General features: G+C 68.8%; 14 protein-coding genes. 6 read left to right on the top strand and 8 right to left on the bottom strand.

Annotated features, from left to right (window positions below):
* Positions 1–24: 24 nt before the first annotated feature.
* Complete coding sequence (locus tag ASF94_RS11865) at positions 25–1,272, bottom strand: MFS transporter (RefSeq protein ID WP_056666284.1); 1,248 nt, start codon at positions 1,270–1,272, stop codon at positions 25–27.
* Positions 1,273–1,513: 241 nt separating this feature from the next.
* Here ASF94_RS11865 and ASF94_RS11870 point away from each other — a divergent pair, with 241 nt between their 5' ends.
* Positions 1,514–2,248: a haloacid dehalogenase type II gene (locus ASF94_RS11870; protein ID WP_056666288.1), complete on the top strand. Its 735-nt coding sequence runs from the start codon at positions 1,514–1,516 to the stop codon at positions 2,246–2,248.
* Between the two features lie 326 nt (positions 2,249–2,574).
* Positions 2,575–4,047 carry an aldehyde dehydrogenase family protein gene (locus ASF94_RS11875; RefSeq protein WP_056666291.1) on the top strand — a complete coding sequence of 491 codons (1,473 nt, stop codon included), beginning with the start codon at positions 2,575–2,577 and terminating at the stop codon, positions 4,045–4,047.
* 218 nt (positions 4,048–4,265) lie between these two features.
* On the opposite strand, the gene ASF94_RS11880 is transcribed toward ASF94_RS11875, so the two are convergent.
* Positions 4,266–5,615: a dicarboxylate/amino acid:cation symporter gene (locus tag ASF94_RS11880; RefSeq protein WP_056666294.1), complete on the bottom strand. Its 1,350-nt coding sequence runs from the start codon at positions 5,613–5,615 to the stop codon at positions 4,266–4,268.
* A 260-nt stretch (positions 5,616–5,875) separates the two neighbouring features.
* Between ASF94_RS11880 and ASF94_RS11885 the strand changes: the two genes are divergently transcribed.
* Positions 5,876–8,494: a PAS-domain containing protein gene (locus ASF94_RS11885; RefSeq protein WP_082493270.1), complete on the top strand. Its 2,619-nt coding sequence runs from the start codon at positions 5,876–5,878 to the stop codon at positions 8,492–8,494.
* A gap of 148 nt (positions 8,495–8,642) precedes the next feature.
* Here the strand turns inward: ASF94_RS11885 and ASF94_RS11890 are convergent, their stop codons facing one another.
* The 6 genes from ASF94_RS11890 to urtA form a co-directional block, all read right to left on the bottom strand.
* A complete protein-coding gene (locus ASF94_RS11890; RefSeq protein ID WP_056666297.1) occupies positions 8,643–9,287 on the bottom strand; it encodes a response regulator transcription factor in 645 nt (214 codons plus the stop codon).
* 89 nt (positions 9,288–9,376) lie between these two features.
* Positions 9,377–10,081, bottom strand: a complete 705-nt coding sequence (gene urtE / locus ASF94_RS11895) for an urea ABC transporter ATP-binding subunit UrtE (RefSeq protein WP_056666300.1) — start codon at positions 10,079–10,081, stop codon at positions 9,377–9,379.
* Positions 10,082–11,192: 1,111 nt separating this feature from the next.
* Positions 11,193–12,068 carry an urea ABC transporter ATP-binding protein UrtD gene (urtD, locus tag ASF94_RS11900; RefSeq protein ID WP_056666303.1) on the bottom strand — a complete coding sequence of 292 codons (876 nt, stop codon included), beginning with the start codon at positions 12,066–12,068 and terminating at the stop codon, positions 11,193–11,195.
* A complete protein-coding gene (urtC, locus tag ASF94_RS11905; RefSeq protein ID WP_056666306.1) occupies positions 12,065–13,258 on the bottom strand; it encodes an urea ABC transporter permease subunit UrtC in 1,194 nt (397 codons plus the stop codon). Before urtC ends, urtD begins: the two co-directional genes overlap by 4 nt.
* A 17-nt stretch (positions 13,259–13,275) precedes the next feature.
* The gene (urtB, locus tag ASF94_RS11910) at positions 13,276–14,856 is read right to left on the bottom strand and encodes an urea ABC transporter permease subunit UrtB (protein WP_056666309.1); all 1,581 of its coding nucleotides are present in this window, start codon (positions 14,854–14,856) and stop codon (positions 13,276–13,278) included.
* Between the two features lie 236 nt (positions 14,857–15,092).
* Positions 15,093–16,352 carry an urea ABC transporter substrate-binding protein gene (gene urtA / locus ASF94_RS11915; RefSeq protein ID WP_056666311.1) on the bottom strand — a complete coding sequence of 420 codons (1,260 nt, stop codon included), beginning with the start codon at positions 16,350–16,352 and terminating at the stop codon, positions 15,093–15,095.
* A gap of 356 nt (positions 16,353–16,708) precedes the next feature.
* On the opposite strand from urtA, the gene ASF94_RS11920 reads away from it, so the two are divergent.
* From ASF94_RS11920 to ASF94_RS11930, 3 genes are all read left to right on the top strand, one after another.
* A complete protein-coding gene (locus ASF94_RS11920) occupies positions 16,709–17,521 on the top strand; it encodes a class II aldolase/adducin family protein (protein ID WP_056666314.1) in 813 nt (270 codons plus the stop codon).
* A 38-nt stretch (positions 17,522–17,559) separates the two neighbouring features.
* Positions 17,560–19,122, top strand: coding sequence for an ABC transporter substrate-binding protein (locus ASF94_RS11925; RefSeq protein ID WP_056666317.1), 1,563 nt, complete (start codon positions 17,560–17,562; stop codon positions 19,120–19,122).
* An 80-nt stretch (positions 19,123–19,202) separates the two neighbouring features.
* Positions 19,203–20,177, top strand: coding sequence for an ABC transporter permease (locus tag ASF94_RS11930; RefSeq protein ID WP_056667207.1), 975 nt, complete (start codon positions 19,203–19,205; stop codon positions 20,175–20,177).

Consider the following 20,177-nt stretch of genomic DNA (forward strand, 5'->3'; position numbering starts at 1 on the left):
GGCCCACCGCTGACCGCTGACCGCTCAGCGGGTGGGCATGCCTGGCGCCGGGTCGGCCGTACGACGCAAGGCGCGGTCGCTGGTCAGCGACCACACGAAGATGCCGATGCCCGCCAAGGCCAGCACGGCGCCCACCCATCCGGTGGAGGTCCAGCCCAGCCCGGCCGCGATGGCCACGCCGCCCAGCCAGGCACCGAGCGCGTTGGCCGCGTTGAAGGCGGAATGGTTGAGCGCGGCGGCCAGCGTCTGCGCATCGCCGGCCACGTCCATCAGCCGGATCTGCAGCGCCGGGCCGATGGCGACCACCGTGCCCAGCAGGAAGGTCGCCAGGGCCGCGGTCGCCACATGGTGGGCCGCGAACACGAAGAACACCAGCACCACGACCGACCACGCCAGCAGCTGGCCGATGGTGCGCATCAGCGCCTTGTCGGCCATGCGCGAGCCCACCAGATTGCCGGCCACCATGCCCAGTCCGAACAGGGCGAGCACGAAGGGCACGCCGGCCAGCGGCAGGCCGGCCACCTCGGTCAGCGTGGGCTTGATGTAGCTGAACACCGAGAACATGCCGCCGAAGCCGATGGCACCGATGCCCAGCGTCAGCCACACCTGCTTGCGCCTGAGCGCCCCCAGTTCCCGCAGCGGACTGGCGCCCTGCTCTGCCGCAATGGCGGGCACGCCGAAGCGCACCAGCACCACGGCTGCCAGCGCCACCACGCCCACGAAGACGAAAGCCGCGCGCCAGCCGAACACCTGGCCCAGGGTCGCGGCGATGGGCACGCCCACCAGCGTGGCGCTGGTCAGCCCCAGCATGACCAGGCCGACGGCCCGTGCACGCTGCCCGGGCGGCGCGAGCGATGCAGCCACCAGCGCCGCCACGCCGAAGTAGGTGCCGTGGGGCAGCCCCGTCAGCAGCCGCATGCCCGCCAGCGACAGATAGCCGGGCGCCAGCGCGGAGGCGAAGTTGCCGAGCGCATACACCGCCATCAGCGCCATCAGCAAGGCGCGGCGACCCCAGCCGGCCGAAAGCACCGCCAGCACGGGCGCGCCGACCACCACGCCCAGCGCGTAGGCGCTGATCACGTGGCCGGCCTCGGGGATCGACACCCCGATGTCGCGCGCCACCTCGGGCAGCAGGCCCATGATGACGAACTCACCCGTGCCGATGGAAAAGCCGCCGACGCCCAGCGCCAGCACGGCGCGCAGCAGCGTGCGGCTGTCCGGCGCGGATGCCGGCGCGGGTGGAACCTCAGGGGGACGAGAGGGCGTGGTCATGGAAGGAGAAGGCCAAGGGGGGGAAGAAATAGTGAGGAGGGGCCGCGGAGACGGGTTGCGGAGAGGGCCGCGAAGAGCAGGCGCTTCGGCGCGTGCGACCCAGGGTAAACCCTGAAAGACGGGAACGATAGCATGGCCCTCCGGACGCGTCCGCAGCCGCCCTTCTGCGCCCCTGCCGGCACCAAGGACGGGGCGGTGCGATCATGCGGGGCCCGCACCACTCCATAGGAAACCGCACAGCATGAGCAACACCGCATGGCACGGCGTGAAGGTTCTGGCCTTCGACATCTTCGGCACCGTCGTGGACTGGCACGGCAGCATCGTGCGCGAGATGCAGGCGCTGCATCCCCGGGTGGATGCCGACGCCTTCGCGCTGGCATGGCGCGCGGGCTACCAGCCGGCCATGCAGCGGGTGCGCAGCGGGGAACTGGGCTGGACGCGCATCGACGAGCTGCATCGCCTCATCCTCGACGACATGCTGCCCCGCTTCGGCCTGCAGCATCTGACCGAAGCCGAGCGCCAGCACCTCAACCGGGTGTGGCACCGCCTCGATCCCTGGCCCGACAGCGCGGCGGGCCTGCACCAGCTCAAAACCCGCTACACCCTCACCACGCTCTCCAACGGCAACATCGGCCTGCTCACCGACATGGCCAAGCGCGCCGGCCTGCCCTGGGACTGCATCCTGAGCGCGGAGGTGTTCCGCGCCTACAAGCCCGACCCGGCCACCTACCTGGGCGTGGCCCGCACCTTCGACCTTTCGCCAGGCGAAGTGATGCTGGTGGCGGCGCATCATGACGACCTGGAAGCGGCTCGCGCCTGCGGGCTGCGCACGGCCTACGTGGAGCGGCCGCTGGAATACGGCGCGGCCCACCGCAAGGACGTGTCGCCCCGCGCGGACAACGACCTGCACGCCGACAGCCTGCTGGCGCTGGCGCGGCAACTCGGTGTGGCAGGCACGCCGGGGCTGCCGGGCTGAACCGCACGGGCTGAACCCGACCGGCTGACCCCGCGGCCAGCCCGGCGAGCCCCTCATCGGCACCGGCCGGCCTTCCGAACGGGCCGCCTGCGTGACCTCCGCACGGGGCATGGCACGGCATGCCGCGAGGGCCCGGCAAAACCGCAGCTTTGCCGCGCCGGGCGCGGTTTTTCACCACCGGCCGCACGGGGCTGCATGGTGCAATGGCCGCTCCTGAAGTCCGTTCCTGCGCCCCTGCAGACCGCCCGCCGGCACCGTGCCCGACACGGCGCCTGGCGCGTGGCCATCGGCGCGGAGCCTGCCCACTTGCCGACCCCTCTCCTTCCATGACCTCCCCCCTCATCGAACGCCTGGCCCGCGATGGCCGCCTCGACTGCATGTTCGTGAACGGTGAATGGCTGCCGCCCCAGGGGCAGGCCCGCGCCACCGTCACCGATCCTTCCACCGAGCTGCCCGTGGCGGAGATCGCGCTGGGCAGCGCGCAGGACGTGGCGACCGCCGTGGCGGCGGCCCGGCGGGCGTTCGCCGGCTGGTCGGCCACCGCCCCCGCTGCGCGCGCCAGCCTGCTGGGCCAGCTGCACCGCCTGCTGCTGGAGCGGGCGGAAGACTTCGCCCAGGCGATCTCGCTGGAGATGGGCTCGGCCATCACCGTCGCCCGCAAAGCGCAGGTGCCGATCGCGGCCGAGCACATCCGCGTGGCCTGCGAATTGGCCGGCAGCTATGCCTTCGTCAGCCAGCGGGAGGGGATGGCCATCGTGCGCGAGCCCATCGGCGTCTGCGGCCTGATCACCCCCTGGAACTGGCCGCTCTACCAGATCACCGCCAAGGTGGGGCCGGCGCTGGCGGCGGGCTGTACCGTGGTGCTCAAGCCCAGCGAGCTGTCGCCCTTCAGCGCCCTGCTTTTTGCGGAGGCGCTGCACGACGCAGGCTTGCCGCCGGGCGTCTTCAACCTGGTGAACGGCGAAGGCCCCGAGGTGGGCGCGGCGCTGGCTTCGCACCCCGATGTGGACATGGTCTCCATCACCGGATCGACCCGCGCCGGCGTGCTGGTGGCGCAGGCCGCCGCGCCTACCGTCAAGCGGGTGGCGCAGGAACTGGGCGGCAAGTCGCCCAACGTCATCCTGCCGGACGCCGACCTGGCCGTGGCGGTGCCGGCCGCCGTCGCGGCGGGCATGCGCAACGTGGGGCAGTCGTGCAGCGCGCCCACGCGCATGGTGGTGCCGCGCGCGCGGCTGGCCGAGGTCGAGCGGCTCGCCGCCGATGCCGTCGCCGCCATGGTGGTGGGTGATCCGCGCGCCGACGCCACCACGCACGGCCCGGTGGCCAACCAGGCGCAGTTCCGCCGCGTGCAGGAGATGATCGGTGTCGGCCTGGCCGAGGGTGCGCGCCTGGTCTGCGGCGGCCCGGGCCGGCCCGAGGGGCTGGAGCGCGGCCTCTATGCACGCCCCACCGTGTTCTCCGACGTCCGCTCCTCCATGCAGGTGGCGCAGGAGGAGATCTTCGGCCCGGTGATCGTCATCGTGCCCTACGACACCGTGGACGAGGCCGTCGATATCGCCAACGACACGATCTACGGCCTGGGCGCCCACGTGCAGGGCACCGACTTGGAGCAGGCCCGCGCCGTGGCCTTGCGCATCCGGGCCGGCCAGGTGCACATCAACAACCCGGCCTGGAGCCCGCATGCCCCGTTCGGCGGCTACAAGCGTTCTGGCAACGGGCGCGAGTACGGCGTCGAAGGGCTGCAGGAATACCTGGAAACCAAAGCCGTGCTGGGCTGGGCCCCCGGCACTGCCGCCTGATCGGCCGAGCGAGCGTCGCCCGGCGCTGGCCGGGGACGCCCTTGCGCGCCGTGTCGGCCCACCTGGGGGCCAGCAATCGCGAGGCGGTTCGCCGACTCGACGGCCGATGGCGGTGACACCCTGGGGCGAGAAATGCAAAACGCCCGCAGTACGGGTACTGCGGGCGTTCCTGGAGCCTGTCCGCCTCCGGCCTCTGGAGCCGGAGCCGAAGGGCGCTATCAGACGGCGGGGCGGGCCCCCACGGCGACCGGCAGGTCGGGTGCGGGCAAGGGCAGCGGGTTGCCTTCCAGGGCCGCGTCCAGGCGGTCGTGGTCGAGGGCGTTTTCCCAGCGCGACACGACCACGGTGGCCACCGCGTTGCCGATGAAGTTGGTGAGCGAGCGGCATTCGCTCATGAAGCGGTCCACGCCCAGGATCAGCGCCATGCCGGCCACCGGCACTTCGGGCACCACGGCCAGGGTGGCGGCCAGGGTGATGAAGCCGGCGCCGGTCACGCCGGCAGCGCCCTTGGACGACAGCATCGCCACCAGCAGCAGCGCGATCTGGTGGCCCAGCGTCAGGTGGGTGTCGGTGGCCTGCGCGATGAACAGCGCCGCCAGCGTCATGTAGATGTTGGTGCCGTCCAGGTTGAACGAATAGCCGGTGGGCACGACCAGGCCGACCACGGACTTCTTGCAGCCGGCGCGCTCCATCTTCTCCATCAGCGACGGCAGGGCCGATTCGGACGACGAGGTGCCCAGCACCAGCAGCAGCTCGGCCTTCAGGTACTTGATGAGCTTGAACACCGAGAAGCCGCAGGCGCGGGCGACGGCGCCCAGGATGACCACGACGAACAGCAGCGAGGTGATGTAGAACGTGGCGACCAGCCCGGCCAGGTTCAGCAGCGAACCCACGCCGAACTTGCCGATGGTGAAGGCCATGGCGCCGAACGCGCCGATGGGAGCGGCCTTCATCACGATGTGCACGACCTTGAACACCGGCACGGTGAGCGATTCCAGGAAGTTGTGCACCGGACGGCCGGTTTCGCCCGACAGCGCCAGCGCCACGCCGAACAGCACGGCCACCAGCAGCACCTGCAGGATGTTGTCGCCCACGAACGGGCTGACCAGCGTCTTGGGGATGATGTCCATCACGAAGCCGACCAGGGTCATATCGTGCGACTTGGCGACGTAGGACGTGACTTCCTTCTGGTCCAGGTCGGCCGGATTGATGTGCATGCCGGCGCCGGGCTGCATCACGTTGGCGACCACCAGGCCGACCACCAGGGCCAGCGTGGAGAAGGTCAGGAAATACGCCATGGCCTTGCCGAACACGCGGCCCACGCTGCTGAGCTGCGTCATGCCGGCGATGCCGGTGACGATGGTCAGGAAGATGACCGGCGCGATGATCATCTTGATGAGCTTGATGAAGGCATCGCCCAGCGGCTTCAGCGCCGCGCCCCAGGCGGGCTCGAAATGGCCCAGCAGCACGCCGAGGATGATGGCGACCACCACCTGGAAGTACAGCTGGCGGTAGAACGGCAGGGGCAGCCGCGGATGGCGGATGTCGGCGGTGGGAATGGGTTGCATGGTGAGGTCTCCAGACGCTGGGGCGGTGCACCGCGCAGGTGCAGTCAAGGGTGCCGGTTGTACCGCCGCCCCCCCTGGCGGCCGATAACCTATTGGTATTACGGGGCGCCGCGCCCCTCTGGACGGACGCACCAACATAGGGAAATCCCTAGGAAGTCACGGCAACGGTCGCGGGCGAGCCGGCAGGGGACAATCGCTGCGTGCGCCTGCCCTACCCCTCCCGATCCGTCCTCTGGACGCTGCTGGTCCTCTTCGGCGGCATGGCCGCCAGCATGTTCCTGGCCGGCCAGCTGGCCTGGCGGCACTCGCTGCGGGAAGAGAGCGACACGGTGGAACGGCAGCTGGCGCTCTACGGGCAGACGCTGGAGCAGCGCATCGACCGCTACCGCACGCTGCCCGAGGTGCTGGCGCTGGACGACCAGCTGCGCTCCGCCCTCACCCGGCCGCTGGCGCGGCAGGAGGTGGAGCGGCTCAACCACAAGCTGGAGCGGGCCAACGGCGCGAGCCAGTCGTCCACCCTGACGCTGCTGAACGCGCAGGGCCGGGCCATCGCCGCCAGCAACTGGCGCACCCGCACCAGCAACGTGGGCGTGGACTACAGCTTCCGGCCCTACGTGCAGCAGGCGCTGGCGCAGGGCAGCGGCAGCTTCTACGGCATCGGCGTGACCACCGGCGAGCCGGGCTATTTCCTCTCGCAGTCCATCCGCGACGAGCAGGGTCGCACCATCGGCCTGGTGGCGATCAAGATCGCCCTGCAGGAGCTGGAGCGGGAATGGCTGCAGACACCGGACGTCGTGCTCGCCTCCGACGCGCATGGCGTGCTGTTCCTGGCCAGCCAGGACGCCTGGCGCTACCGCCTGCTGCACCCGCTGGACGACGACGCCCGCGCCGAGCTGAACGCCACGCGCCAGTACGCCGACCAGCCGCTGCGTCCGCTGGACTACCGCGTCATCGAGCGGCTGGACGGCGGCGGCCAGGTGGTCCGCATGCAGGCACCCGACCTGCCGGGCCGCAGGCTGTGGCACACCCGGCCGCTGCCGGGCACGCCGTGGCAGCTGCACCTGCTGCACGAAATGCACAGCACCGTGGCAGACAGCCGGTGGGCCGCCGCGGCCGGCGCCGGGGGCTGGCTGGCCCTGGGGCTGCTGGTGCTGTTCGTGCGCCAGCGCCAGCGCCTGGCCCGCCTGCGGCTGCGCAGCCGGCAGGAGCTGGAAACCGTGCTGCAGCAGCACGCCCAGGAGCTGCGCACCGCGCAGGACGGCATCGTGCAGGCGGCCCAGCAGGCGGCCCAGCAGACCGACATGGGCCTGTCGCGCAGCCTGGAACACCTGCCGCAGGGCGTGGTGATCATCGACGCCGACCTGAAGCTGGTGGCCTGGAATTCACGCTACGTGCAGCTGTTCCGCTACCCCGCCTACCTGATGCGCGTGGGCCAGCCCATCGAGGCGCTGCTGCGCCACAACGCCCGGCGCGGGCTGCTCGGCCCGGGGCCGATGCAGGAGGCCATCGAGCGCCGGCTGGCGCACCTGCGCAGCGGCACGCCGCACCTGCACGAAAGCGCCAAGGACGACGGCACGGTGCTGGAGATTCGCGGCAACCCGCTGCCCGAGGGCGGATTCGTCACCAGCTATGCGGACATCACCAGCTACAAGAACGCCGCGCGCGAGCTGCGCTCGCTGGCCGACGCCCTGGAGCAGCGCGTGGCCGACCGCACGCGCGACCTGGAGGCCGCCCGGCAGGAGGCGGTGCGCGCCAACCGCTCCAAGAGCCGCTTCGTCGCGGCCGCCGTGCACGACCTGCTGCAGCCGCTGAATGCCGCACGCATGTTCACGTCGCTGCTGCGCGGCCACACGCTGGGCGAGGCGGAGCGGCACGCGGTGGACAGCATCGACGGCGCGCTGGCCTCGCAGGACGCCATCCTGAGCAGCCTGCTGGACATCGCCCGCATGGAGTCCGGCCAGCTGGAGGTGCATGTGCGCGACGTGGCGCTGGGGCCGCTGCTGCAGGTGATGGGCCACAACTTCGGCGTGCTGGCCGAGCAGCGCGGCCTCCAGCTCAGCTGCATGCCCACGCGGGCGGTGGTGCGCACCGACGAAAACCTGCTGCGCCGCATCGTGCAGAACTTCGTCTCCAACGCCATCCGCTACAGCCGGCGCGGGCGCATCGTCGTGGGCTGCCGCCGCGAGGGCGACAGCCATGTGCGCATCGAGGTGCACGACCAGGGCCCGGGCATTGCCGAATCGCTGCAGCGCGAGATCTTCGAGGAATTCCGCCGCCTGGACGAGGGCCACGCCGACGACCGGGGCGCCGGCCTGGGCCTGGCCATCGTCGAGCGGCTGGGCCGGCTGCTGGGCCACGAGATCGGGCTGCGCTCGCAGCTGGGGCGCGGCAGCGTGTTCTGGGTGCGCGTGCCGCTGGGCGACCCCACCGCCCTGCGGCGCATCGCCCCGCCACCCGCCGCCACCGGGCAGCCCGCCGACGCGCCGCTGCACGGCAGCAGCGCCTGGGTGATCGAAGACGACGGCCCGGCCCGCGCCGCCACCCAGGCGCTGCTGCAGCGGTGGGGCTGCGAAGTGCCGCTGGCCGCAGGCGCCGCGCAGGCCCTGGCCCAGGCCCGGCCGGGCCAGGCGCCGCAGCTGGTGCTGCTGGAGGTGCATCTGGAGGCAGGCCGCCACGGCCCGGAGGTCTACGCCGAACTCTGCCAGCGCTGGGGCCAGACCCCTGCCGTGATCCTGGTGACGGCGGAGGGCGACGCCACGCTGCGCCGCCAGGCCGCCGAACGCGGCTGGGGCTTTCTCGCGAGGCCGGTGCGCGCCCCGGCGCTGCGCGCGCTCATCAGCCAGACGCTGCTGCGGCTGCAGGAGAGCCAGCGGACGTGAGCCGGGACTCCAGCGCCGCAAGCTCCTTCCGGCCCGTTGGGGGGACGGCGCGGATCATTCAAAATGATAGCTACCGAGGCAGGCGCCACGGGCGCCGCAAGCCCATTAGATGCGGAAATACGTCGGCATTTCACCCAGCGCGGGCGGGTCAGGGCTCGGGGCTCGTTTCCGCATCCAGGCTCTTGACCAGCACCGCCGCCTGGGTTCGGCTGTAGCACTCCAGCTTCTTGAGGATGGCGGTGACATGCACCTTCACGGTGTTTTCAGCCAGGCCCAGTTCGTGGGCGATCTGTTTGTTGAGCAGGCCGTCGGCCAGGCACAGCAGCACGCGGAACTGCTGCGGCGTCAGCTGCGCGAGGCGGGCTGCCAGTTGGGCGTCGGCCTCGGAACGCTCCTCGGCCATAGGCGGAAACCAGCTGCCGCCATCGAGCACCGTCACGATCGCATCGCCCATCGCCTCGGCCGGGGCCGATTTCGGAATGAAGCCCGCCGCGCCGAACTGCTGCGCACGGCGGATCACCTTCGGATGGTCATTGGACGAGATCACCACCACCGGCAGCTGCGGGTATTCGCCCCGCACGTGCAGCAGCGCCGAGAACCCGCGCGTGCCCGGCATGCTCAGATCCAGCAGCACCAGCTCCACCTCGGGGTGCTCCTGCAGCGCGGTGCCCAGCGTGGCCGCGCTAGCGGCTTCCAGCGCGCGCATCTGCGGCAGCCGCTGGCGCAACACATGCAGCATGGCGGCACGGAACAGGGGGTGGTCATCTGCGACCAGCAGGGTGGGCTCGGACATGGCCCGCAGTCTGCCACGGACGCCGCACTTCGTGCACCGGTGCCGCAGCCGCAGCCGCAGGCATCGGCGGCGCGAAGGCGGCCGCTCCCTCAGATCGCGACGAGCCGCTGGATGCCCTTTTCCTGCATCTCGCTGCCCGGCCCGCGCGCGATCACTTCCCCCCGCTCCATCACCAGGTATTCGTCGGCCAGCTCCTCGGCGAAGTCGTAGTACTGCTCGCACAGCAGCACGGCGACCGGATGGCCATCCAGTCCGTCGTCCGCGAGCTTGCGGATGACGCGGCCGATGTCCTTGATGATGCTGGGCTGGATGCCTTCCGTGGGCTCGTCCAGGATCAGCACGCGCGGGCTGGGCGCCAGCGCCCGGGCGATGGCCAGCTGCTGCTGCTGCCCGCCCGACAGGTCGCCGCCCCGGCGGCCCAGCATCTGCTTGAGCACGGGGAACAGGGCGTAGAGGTGCTCCGGCACGGGGGTGGACGCGCTCTTGTAGGCCAGGCCCATGCGCAGGTTCTCCTCCACCGTGAGCCGGCCGAAGATCTCGCGGCCCTGCGGCACGAAGCCGATGCCGGCGCGGGCCCGTTCGTAGGGTGTCTTGCCCTGGATGGGCTGGCCATCGAAGGTGATGGCGCCGCTCTTGATGGGCACCAGGCCCATCAGGCTCTTGAGCAGCGTGGTCTTGCCGACGCCGTTGCGGCCGAGCAGGACGGTGACCTTGCCGGGGGCGGCGGTGAGGCTCACGTCGCGGAGGATGTGGGAGCCGCCGTAGTACTGGTGGAGGTTTTGGACGGTGAGCATGGGCTTGAAGTCTTTTTGGCCTGTAGCGCTTGAGCTGCCTGGGCTGGTTGCTATTGAATTAGTAGTACTGGCAGGGCGGTGGGTTCAGCTCCGAACGGTCGGGCGGAGCTTGTCAAAGTCTTGGCGCGCTGTTCGCGGCGGTGCTGGCGGGTGCTGAGTCTTTGCTTCCCGGGGCCGGGATTTCGCCCCGGCGGGCGAGTAACTTTCTTTCGTCTCGCCGAAAGAARGTCACCAAAGAAAGGGCGACCCTGCTGTGCGCGTCCCCTCCGCTGCGCTGCGGGGCAACCTGYGATGCTCGGTCGGCGGGTGCTGCCGCAGAACTCACTGCGCGCACTGCGTGCGCTCCGTTCAGACAACTGCGGCAAGTCAGAGCACGAAGTGCGTGTGTCCTTCGGCACACGCACGCACCCGCCGCCCTGYGCTTCTCGGCACGCACAGAAGGGAGTGGGGGACGACTCGGGCCATCGCTGCGCTCGGCCCCCAACGCGCGCGCTGCGCGCTGCGCTCCAGGCCGAGCGCAGCGACGGCCCGGATCGGGGCGTTCGGGTTCCCTTCTGTGCGTGCCGAGAAGCGCAGCGCGTGAAGGGCGCATGCGTGCCGMAGGACACGCATGCTKCAAGCTCTGACTTGCCGCAGTTGTCTGAACGGAGCGCTGAAAGCGCGTAGTGAGTTCTGCGGCAGCCCTTCACGCGCGAGCATCGCAGGTTGCCCGTAGCGCAGCGAAGGGACACGCACAGCAGGGTCGCCCTTTCTTTGGTGACTTTCTTTCGGCGANGGCAGCCCTTCACGCGCGAGCATCGCAGGTTGCCCGTAGCGCAGCGAAGGGACACGCACAGCAGGGTCGCCCTTTCTTTGGTGACTTTCTTTCGGCGARACGAAAGAAAGTTACTCGCCCGCCGGGGCGAAATCCCGGCCCCGGAAAGCAAAGGCCCAGCACCCGCCAGCACCGCCTCCGCAACACGCCAAGGTTTAGACAAGCTCAGCCCGAACGGTTCTGGTTGACCCCACATTCCTGCGCAACGCGCAAGAAGGTCATTCGCCCGCCAAGACGAAATCCCGGCCCCGGGAAGGAAAGACGCAGCGAGAACCCCAAAGAGCGCCCCGAAATACATCACCGCCCCAGATAAACCTCAATCACCCGTTCATCCCCCTGCACCTCATCCAACGTCCCCTCCGCCAACACCGCCCCATCACACAGCACCGTCACCTTCTCCGAAATCGTCCGGATGAACGACATGTCGTGCTCCACCACCATCAGCGAATGCTGGCCCTTCAGGGAAAGGAACAGCTCGGCCGTGCGGGCCGTCTCGTCATCGGTCATGCCCGCCACCGGCTCATCGAGGAGCAGCAGCTTCGGGTCCTGCATCAGCAGCATGCCGATCTCCAGCCACTGCTTCTGGCCGTGGCTCAGCTCGCCCGCCGGCCGCGCGGGCTGGTGCGCCAGGTGGATCGTGCGCAATACCTCGGCCAGGCGGTCCGACTGCGCCGAGTCGAGCCTGAAGAACATCGACGAGGCCACGCCCTTGTGCGTCTTCAATGCGAGTTCGAGGTTCTCGAACACCGTCAGCTGCTCGAACACCGTGGGCTTCTGGAACTTGCGGCCGATGCCCAGGGCGGCGATCTGCGGCTCGTTGTGGCGCAGCAGGTCGATGGTGCTGCCGAAGAACACCGTGCCCCGGTCGGGCCGGGTCTTGCCGGTGATGATGTCCATCATCGTGGTCTTGCCCGCGCCGTTCGGGCCAATGATGCAGCGCAGCTCGCCGGGCGCGATGTCGAGGTTCAGGCCGTTGATGGCCTTGAAGCCGTCGAAGCTCACATGCACGTCTTCCAGGTACAGGATGCGGCCGTGCGTCACGTCCACCTCGCCGGGCACCGCCACGCGCGAGAAGCCCGCCGCGCGGCCGCCGGATGCGGTCTGGCCCTGCGGGGCCGGGGCCTCTGCGCCGCCCACGCGGCGCACGCCTTCTTCCATCAGGTCGGGGGTCATGGTGCCGCGCCCTCCTCTTTGCGCAGGCCGGCGGTGTTGGCGGTAGTGGCGTGTTGGGCGGCGGCTGCGGCGGTCGCGGCCTTCCTGGGCCGGCGCAGCAGGCCGACCACGCCGTTGGGCAGGAACAGGGTCACGGCGATGAACAGCGCGCCCAGGAAGTACAGCCAGAACTCCGGCGCCGTCACGGTGAGCCAGCTCTTGGCGCCGTTGACGATGAAGGCGCCCACGATGGGCCCGATCAGCGTGGCACGCCCGCCCACCGCGGCCCAGACCGCGATCTCGATGGAGTTGGCCGCGCTCATCTCGCCCGGGTTGATGATGCCCACCTGCGGCACGTAGAGCGCGCCGGCCACGCCGCACATCATGGCGCTGATGGTCCAGATGGTGAGCTTGTAGGGCAGCGGCGAATAGCCCGAGAACATGACGCGCGTTTCCGCGTCGCGCACGGCCTGCAGCACGCGGCCGAACTTGCTGCGCACCAGCCAGCGGCCCAGCAGGAAGAAGCCCAGCAGCGCCAGCCCGGTCAGCACGAAGAGCAGCATGCGCATGGTCGGAGTGGCAATCGGTTGGCCCAGGATGCGCTTGAAGTCGGTGAAGCCGTTGTTGCCGCCAAAGCCCGTCTCGTTGCGGAAGAAAAGCAGCATGGCCGCATACGTCATGGCCTGCGTGATGATGGAGAAGTACACGCCCTTGATGCGCGAGCGGAAGGCGAAGTAGCCGAACACGAAGGCCACGATGCCCGGCACCGCCACGACGAGGATGAGCGTGGCGAAGAAGCTGTCCGACAGCGCCCAGTGCCAGGGCAGCTCCTTCCAGTCCAGGAACACCATGAAGTCGGGCAGCTCGCTCTGGTAGTTGCCGTCGCGGCCGATCTGGCGCATGAGGTACATGCCCATCACATAGCCGCCCAGTGCGAAAAAGAGGCCGTGGCCCAGGCTCAGGATGCCGGTGTAGCCCCAGATCAGATCCATGGCCAGCGCGCAGATGGCATAGCACATGATCTTGCCGAGCAGCGCCACGGCGTAGTCGGAGAGGTGCAGCGGGCTGCCGGCGGGCACCCACAGATTGAGGACCGGGGCCACGGCGCACACCACGATGAGCGCCACGATGAAAGCCGACCAGCCGCCGCAAGTGAGCAGCGGTGCAGGTGCAGGCAGTTGGATGGAGGAGGAAGGCGTAGTCGTCGTCATGTTCTGTCTCGATCCGCTCAATCAGCAGCACGCCCCTTGACCGCGAAGATGCCCTGCGGCCGCTTCTGGATGAAGATGATGATGAACACCAGCACGGCGATCTTGGCTAGCACGGCGCCCGTCCAGCCTTCCAGGAACTTGTTCAGCACGCCCAGGCCCAGCGCCGCATACACGGTGCCGGCCAGCTGGCCCACGCCGCCCAGCACCACCACCATGAAGGCGTCCACGATGTAGCTCTGGCCCAGGTCCGGCCCCACGTTGCCGACCTGGCTCAGCGCGCAGCCGGCCAGGCCCGCGATGCCCGAGCCCAGCGCGAAGGCGTAGGTATCGACACGCGCCGTGTTCACGCCCATGCATGAGGCGATGGGCCGGTTCTGCGTAACGCCGCGCACGAAGAGGCCCAGGCGCGTCTTGCTGATGAGGAACGCCACGCCCGCCAGCACGGCGAAAGCGAAGGCGACGATGACCAGGCGGTTCCAGGGCAGCTGCAGGTTGTCCATCAGCTGCACGCCGCCGCTCATCCAGGCGGGGTTTTCCACGCCCACGTTCTGCGCACCGAACACGGTGCGCACCAGCTGCTGCAGCATCAGGCTGATGCCCCAGGTGGCCAGCAGGGTTTCCAGCGGCCGGCCGTAGAGGAAGCGGATCACGCCGCGCTCCAGCACCGCACCCATCAGCGCCGATGCGCAGAAGGCCACCGGCACGGCCGCGACCAGGTACCAGTCGAACGCGCCCGGCAGGTACTTCTGGAACAGACCCTGCATCACATAGGTGGCATAGGCGCCGATCATCATCAGCTCGCCATGCGCCATGTTGATCACGCCCATCAGCCCGTAGGTAATGGCCAGGCCCAGCGCCACCAGCAGCAGGATGGAGCCCAGGCTGATGCCCGAAAACAGCGCGGCCAGGCGCTCGCCCCACTGCAGGCGGTCTTCCACGCGCTTGAGTGCGGCCTGCATGGCGGCCCGGGCCTGGGGATCTTGTTCGTTGCGCAGCTGCTCCAGCAGCACGGTGCGCGTGGCGGGGTTGCCGCTTTCGGCCAGCTGGTTCGCCGCCTCCAGCCGGCGGGCGGGATCGCCGCTGCCGATCTGCATGCGCGCGCGGATGGCTTCCAGCCGCCGCTTCAAACCGGGGTCCTGCTCGGCCGCCAGCGCCTTCTCGATGAGCGGCAGGCGGGCCTCGTCGGTCTCTTCCTTCAGCGCGTCGATGGCCGCGCGGCGCTCGGCCACGTCGGCAGACAGCAGCTGCAGCGAAGCCAGCGCCGCGTCGAATTCACCCCGCATGCGGTTGTTGTTGACGATGTCCTCGGCGTCGGCCGGCACGGGCACTTCCGAGCCCGTCACGGGGTCCAGCCCCTTGTCGTCCTTGACGACGATGGCCTTGCCGCCCGCAATCTTGACCGCGTCGTCCGCCATGGCGCGGATGAACGCCACCGTGGCCTCGTCCGGCGTGGCGATGGCCTGCTGCAGCGCCGCGATGCGCTCATCGGTATCGCCCGCAGCCATGGCCCGCGCAGCCTCAGCCGTGAGCGCATGCGCCTGCGCTGCGGCGCACAGCAGCAGGCAGGCGACAAGGCGTTGAAAGCTTGAGAAAAGCATGGAGAAGAACCCAAAGCGGAACGTCGAAAGAAGCAGAGCACTGGCCCTAACCCCAGACCAGCAGACGCCGCGGAACCGGCTTCGCCGGGCCGCTGGCGTCGAGCAGCCCCGGGCCGGAGGCCCGAGGCGCTCGGGCTGTCCAGGCCCGCGCAGGCGGGCCTGGAGCCGCAGCCCTCGCCCCCTCCCACACGAAGCGTGAGAGAGGGGGTGAAGGCGCGCAGCGCCTCAGGGGGGTGTCACTTTTTTTCGGGTTCGTCTTTCTTCTTGTCGTTGCCCTCGATGTACGGGCTCCACGGCTTGGCCTTGACCGGGCCGGGCGTCTTCCACACCACGTTGAACTGGCCGTCGGCCTTGATCTCGCCAATGAACACGCTCTTGTGCAGGTGGTGGTTCTTCTCGTCCATCTTGCTGACGATGCCGCTGGGCGCCTGGAAGGTCTGGCCCGCCATGGCGGCGATCACCTTGTCCACGTCGGTGGTCTTGGCCTTCTCCACAGCCTGCGCCCACATGTGCACGCCGATCCAGGTGGCCTCCATCGGGTCGTTGGTCAGCGGCTTGTCCTTGTGGCCGGGAATGTTCTTGGCCTTGGCGTAGTCGCTCCACTGCTTGATGAAGGCCGTGTTGGTGGGGTTCTTGATCGACATGAAGTAGTTCCATGCCGCCAGGTGGCCGACCAGGGGCTTGGTGTCCACGCCGCGCAGCTCTTCCTCGCCCACGCTGAAGGCGACGACCGGCACATCCTTGGCCTTCAGGCCGGCGTTGCCCAGTTCCTTGTAGAAGGGCACGTTGGAGTCGCCGTTGATGGTGGAGACCACCGCCGTCTTGCCGCCCTGGCTGAACTTCTTGATGTCGGCCACGATGGTCTGGTAGTCAGAGTGGCCGAACGGGGTGTACTTCTCGTCGATGTCGGAATCCTTCACGCCCTTCGATTTCAGGTAGGCGCGCAGGATCTTGTTGGTGGTGCGGGGGTAGACATAGTCGGTGCCCAGCAGCACCCAGCGCTTGGCACCGCCGCCGTCCTTGCTCATCAGGTAGTCGACGGCGGGAATGGCCTGCTGGTTGGGCGCGGCGCCCGTGTAGAACACGTTCTTGGACAGCTCCTCGCCCTCGTACTGCACGGGGTAGAACATGAGGCCATTCATTTCCTCGACCACCGGCAGCACCGACTTGCGGCTCACGCTGGTCCAGCAGCCGAAGATGACCGAGACCTTGTCCTGGCCCAGCAGCTGCTTGGTCTTCTCGGCGAACAGCGGCCAGTTGGAGGCCGGGTCCACCACCACGGGTTCGAGCTTCTTGCCGAGCACGCCGCCCTTGGCGTTGATGTCGTCGATGGCCATCAGCACCGTGTCTTTCAGCACGGTCTCGGAGATGGCCATGGTGCCCGACAGGCTGTGCAGCACGCCGACCTTGATGGTGTCGGCCGCCTGGGCGGTGATGCCGGCGCTGGCCAGCGCCACGGCGGCGGTGAGGGCCTTGAGGGTGAAACGACGTTGCATGGGGCAGGTACTCCAGTGGGTGGTTGATGGCATCCGTCGAGCGCTTGGCGTGAGCGGCGTCTGACGCATGGACGCATCCTAGGGATGGCCCGTCACTATCGAAATACGCCGGAGGGCGTACGTCCCGACATCCACCAGCTCAGAACCTGACGCTTCCGGGTACCGCACCCACTTGGCGTGCGTGATTCACCTCCCACACACCGCATGCACCAAGTCGGCCCGCTGCGCGCCCCTCGCCCAGCGCTGCTGCCGGGTTTTTACCCATGGAGGGGTTGGCATGCGAGTTGCATTATGTCGCCTGTCGACAGACGACAGATCGATGCGTCAGTCATGTCGACCCCCTTCAGGAGGTTCCCTTGGAAACAGCAGAGCGCAGCACCCCGCAGGCCGCACACCGGCACTGCGCCCCCATCTCTCACGCGGAGCGCCAGGTGCGCCGTGATCTGGCGGCGGCCTACCGTCTGGTGGCCCTGTACGGCATGGACGACAGCATCTACACCCACATTTCCGCGCGGGTGCCGGGCACCGAGGACCAGTTCCTGATCAACCCCTTCGGCATGTTGTTCCGCGACATCGCGGCCTCCTCGCTCGTGAAGATCGATCTGGAAGGCCGTCTCGTCGAACCCGGGGAACACGATGTGAACCCGGCCGGATTCACCATCCACAGCGCCGTGCACGCCGCACGGCACGACGCGGCCTGCGTGCTGCATACCCACACCGTGGCCGGGGTGGCGGTGTCGTCGCTGGCCGGTGGTCTGCAGCCCTGCAATCAGTGGGCGCTGCAGTTCCACAACCGTGTCACCTACCACGCGTTCGAGGGCATCGCGCTGGATCTGGAAGAGCGGGAGCGCCTGGTCGCCGATCTCGGCCCCACGTCGCGCGCGCTGATCCTGCGCAACCACGGGCTGGTGACACTGGGCCGCAGCGTGGCCGAAGCCTTCATCCTCATGCACAACCTGGAGCGCGCCTGCCGCGTGCAGGTGGCCATCCAGAGCACCGGGCAGGCCGTGAACCCCGTGCCAGAGCCAGTGTGCGAACTGACAGCGCGCCAGTACGAAAGCGGCGACACCAACCGTCTCGCCGCCCAGCCCACCGATCCGTACGCCCGCGAATGGCGCGCGCTGCTGCAGCGCCTGGAGCCGCCCAGCGCGGCCTCCTTCTGCGATTGAGTCCAACGCCCCACTTCCCCCATGAAAGGTCCGCCACGATGAAACGCCGCCACCTGATCCAAGCAGTTCCCGCAGCCCTCGGCCTCTCCATCGCCGGAGTGCCCCTGCACAGCCTGGCCCAGGCCAGGAAAGGCGTGGTCAACGTGCTGGTGCAGCCCGAGCCGCCCGGTCTCATGATCGGCATCGTGCAGAACGGGCCCACGCAGCTGATTTCCGGCAACATCTACGAAGGCCTGCTGCGCTACGACGAGAAGCTGCAGCCCCAACCGCAGCTGGCCACCTCCTGGACGGTGAGCCCGGACAGCAAGACCTACGTCTTCAAGCTCAAGCCGGGGGTGAAATGGCACGACGGCAAGCCCTTCACGGCCGATGACGTGGTGTTCTCGTGCGACGTGTTCCTGCGCAAGACGCATGCGCGCTTCCGTGCCAACCTGTCGCAGCTGGAATCGGTCAAGGCGCTGGACCCGCTCACGGTGGAATTCAAGCTCAAGCAGCCCTTCGGCCCTTTCCTTGGCCTGTTCGAGAACGGCACCATGCCGATGGTGCCCAAGCACCTCTACGAAGGCACGGACTTCCTCACCAACCCGGCCAACGCCAACCCCATCGGCACCGGGCCGCTCAAGTTCAAGGAATGGGCCAAGGGCTCCTACATCCACCTGGTGGCCAACGAGAACTACCACCAGCCCGGCGTCGTGACCGTCGAGAGCGTGTACTTCCACGTGATCCCGGACGCCGCCGCGCGCGCTGCGGCCTTCGAGTCCGGCAAGGTCGACATCGCGCCGGGCGGCACGGTGGAATATTTCGACGTCGGACGACTCTCCAAGCTGCCCGGCGCGGCCGTCACCACCAAGGGCTGGGAGTTCTTCGCGCCGCAGAGCTGGCTGTGGATGAACAACCGCAGCAAGCCGATGGACAACGTGAAGTTCCGCCAGGCCATCTGGACCGCGATCGATCGCGACGCCATGGCCAAGATCGCCTGGTACGGCTTCGCCAAGCCGGCGACGGGCCCGTTCAACAGCCACATCGCCTACGCCAGCGACGACGTCACCAAGTACCCGCGCGACATCGCCCGTGCCAAGAAGCTGCTCGCCGAGGCCGGCTACAAGGGCGAGACCATCCGCCTGCTGCCCCTGCCCTACGGGGAGTCCTGGCAGCGCCAGGCGGAAATCGTGCGGCAGAACCTCACGCAGGCAGGCGTCAAGATCGAGATGGTCGCCACCGACGTAGCCGGCTGGAACCAGCGCTGCAACGAGTGGGACTTCGATCTGGCCTTCACCTACGTCTACCAGTACGGGGACCCGGCCCTGGGCGTGGCCCGCAACTACACCAGCAGCAACATCGCGAAGGGATCGCCCTACAACAACGTGGCCGGCTACTCGAACCCCAAGGCCGACGAGCTGTTCGCCGCCGGCGCCGCGGAAAGCGATCCGGCCAAACGCCGCGCCATCTACCTGGAGGTGCAGAAACTCCTCGTCGACGATGTGCCCGTGGCCTGGCTGCACGAGATCAACTTCCCCACGCTCTACCGCAACAAGATCCAGAACATCGTGAGTTCCGGCATCGGCCTGAACGACAGCCTGGGCCGCGTCAAAGTGGTGTGAACCGGCCGGCCTGACCCTCCCCTCAACGCATGCGGTGGGCCGCCAGCCCGGGCCGCCGCATGCCCGAACCCGAGCTTGCGATGAAACGACTCCAGTTCATGTCCGCGCGCATCCTGCAGGGCCTCCTCGCCCTGTTGGTGATCGCCACCGCCAACTTTCTGCTGGTCCGCGCTGCGCCGGGCGACCCCGCCTCGATCATGGCGGGCGAGGCCGGCGCGTCAGATCCGCAATTCGTGGCCCAGCTGCGCACGCAGTTCGGTCTGGACCAGCCGCTGCCCGTGCAACTGGGCCGCTACCTCGGCCACATCGCGAAGCTGGACCTGGGCTACTCGTACCGCCAGCAGCAACCGGTAGCCGACCTGATCCTGGAGCGCCTGCCCGCCACGCTGCTGCTCACCGGCACCGCCTTCGGGCTGTCGCTGCTGTTCGGCATCGTGCTGGGCGCGCTGGCCAGCCGCAACGCGGGCCAATGGCAGGACAGCGTCATCACCGTCGTGGCGCTGGTCTTCTACGCCACGCCGCTCTACTGGCTCGCGATGATGGCCGTGCTGCTGTTCACCGTCCAGTTCGACCTGCTGCCGGCCTTCGGCTTCTTCACGGTGGGCGCCAACCTCTCGGGCATGGCCAAGGCGCTGGACATCGCCAAGCACCTGGTGCTGCCCGCGCTGACGCTGGCGCTGTTCTACATGGCAGTCTACGCCCGCATGACGCGGGCCTCGATGCTGGAGGTGGCGCAGATGGACTTCGTGAAGACCGCGCGTGCCAAGGGCGTGCATCCGGGCCGGATCCAGCGCAAGCACATCCTGCGCAATGCGCTGCTGCCCGTGGTCACGCTGGCCGGCATCCAGGCCGGCGGAATGATCGGCGGCGCCGTGCTGACCGAGACCGTATTCGCCTGGCCCGGCATCGGCCGGCTCATGTTCGACGCCCTGCTGCAGCGCGACTACAACCTGCTGCTGGGCTGCTTCCTGTTCACCGCGGCCATGGCCGTGCTGTTCAACCTGATCACCGACTTCGTCTACACGCTGGTCGATCCCCGCATCGAACTGGGCTGA

The sequence above is a fragment of the Acidovorax sp. Leaf160 genome (genome assembly GCF_001424265.1).
In the GTDB taxonomy this organism is placed as follows: Bacteria; Pseudomonadota; Gammaproteobacteria; order Burkholderiales; family Burkholderiaceae_C; genus Paracidovorax.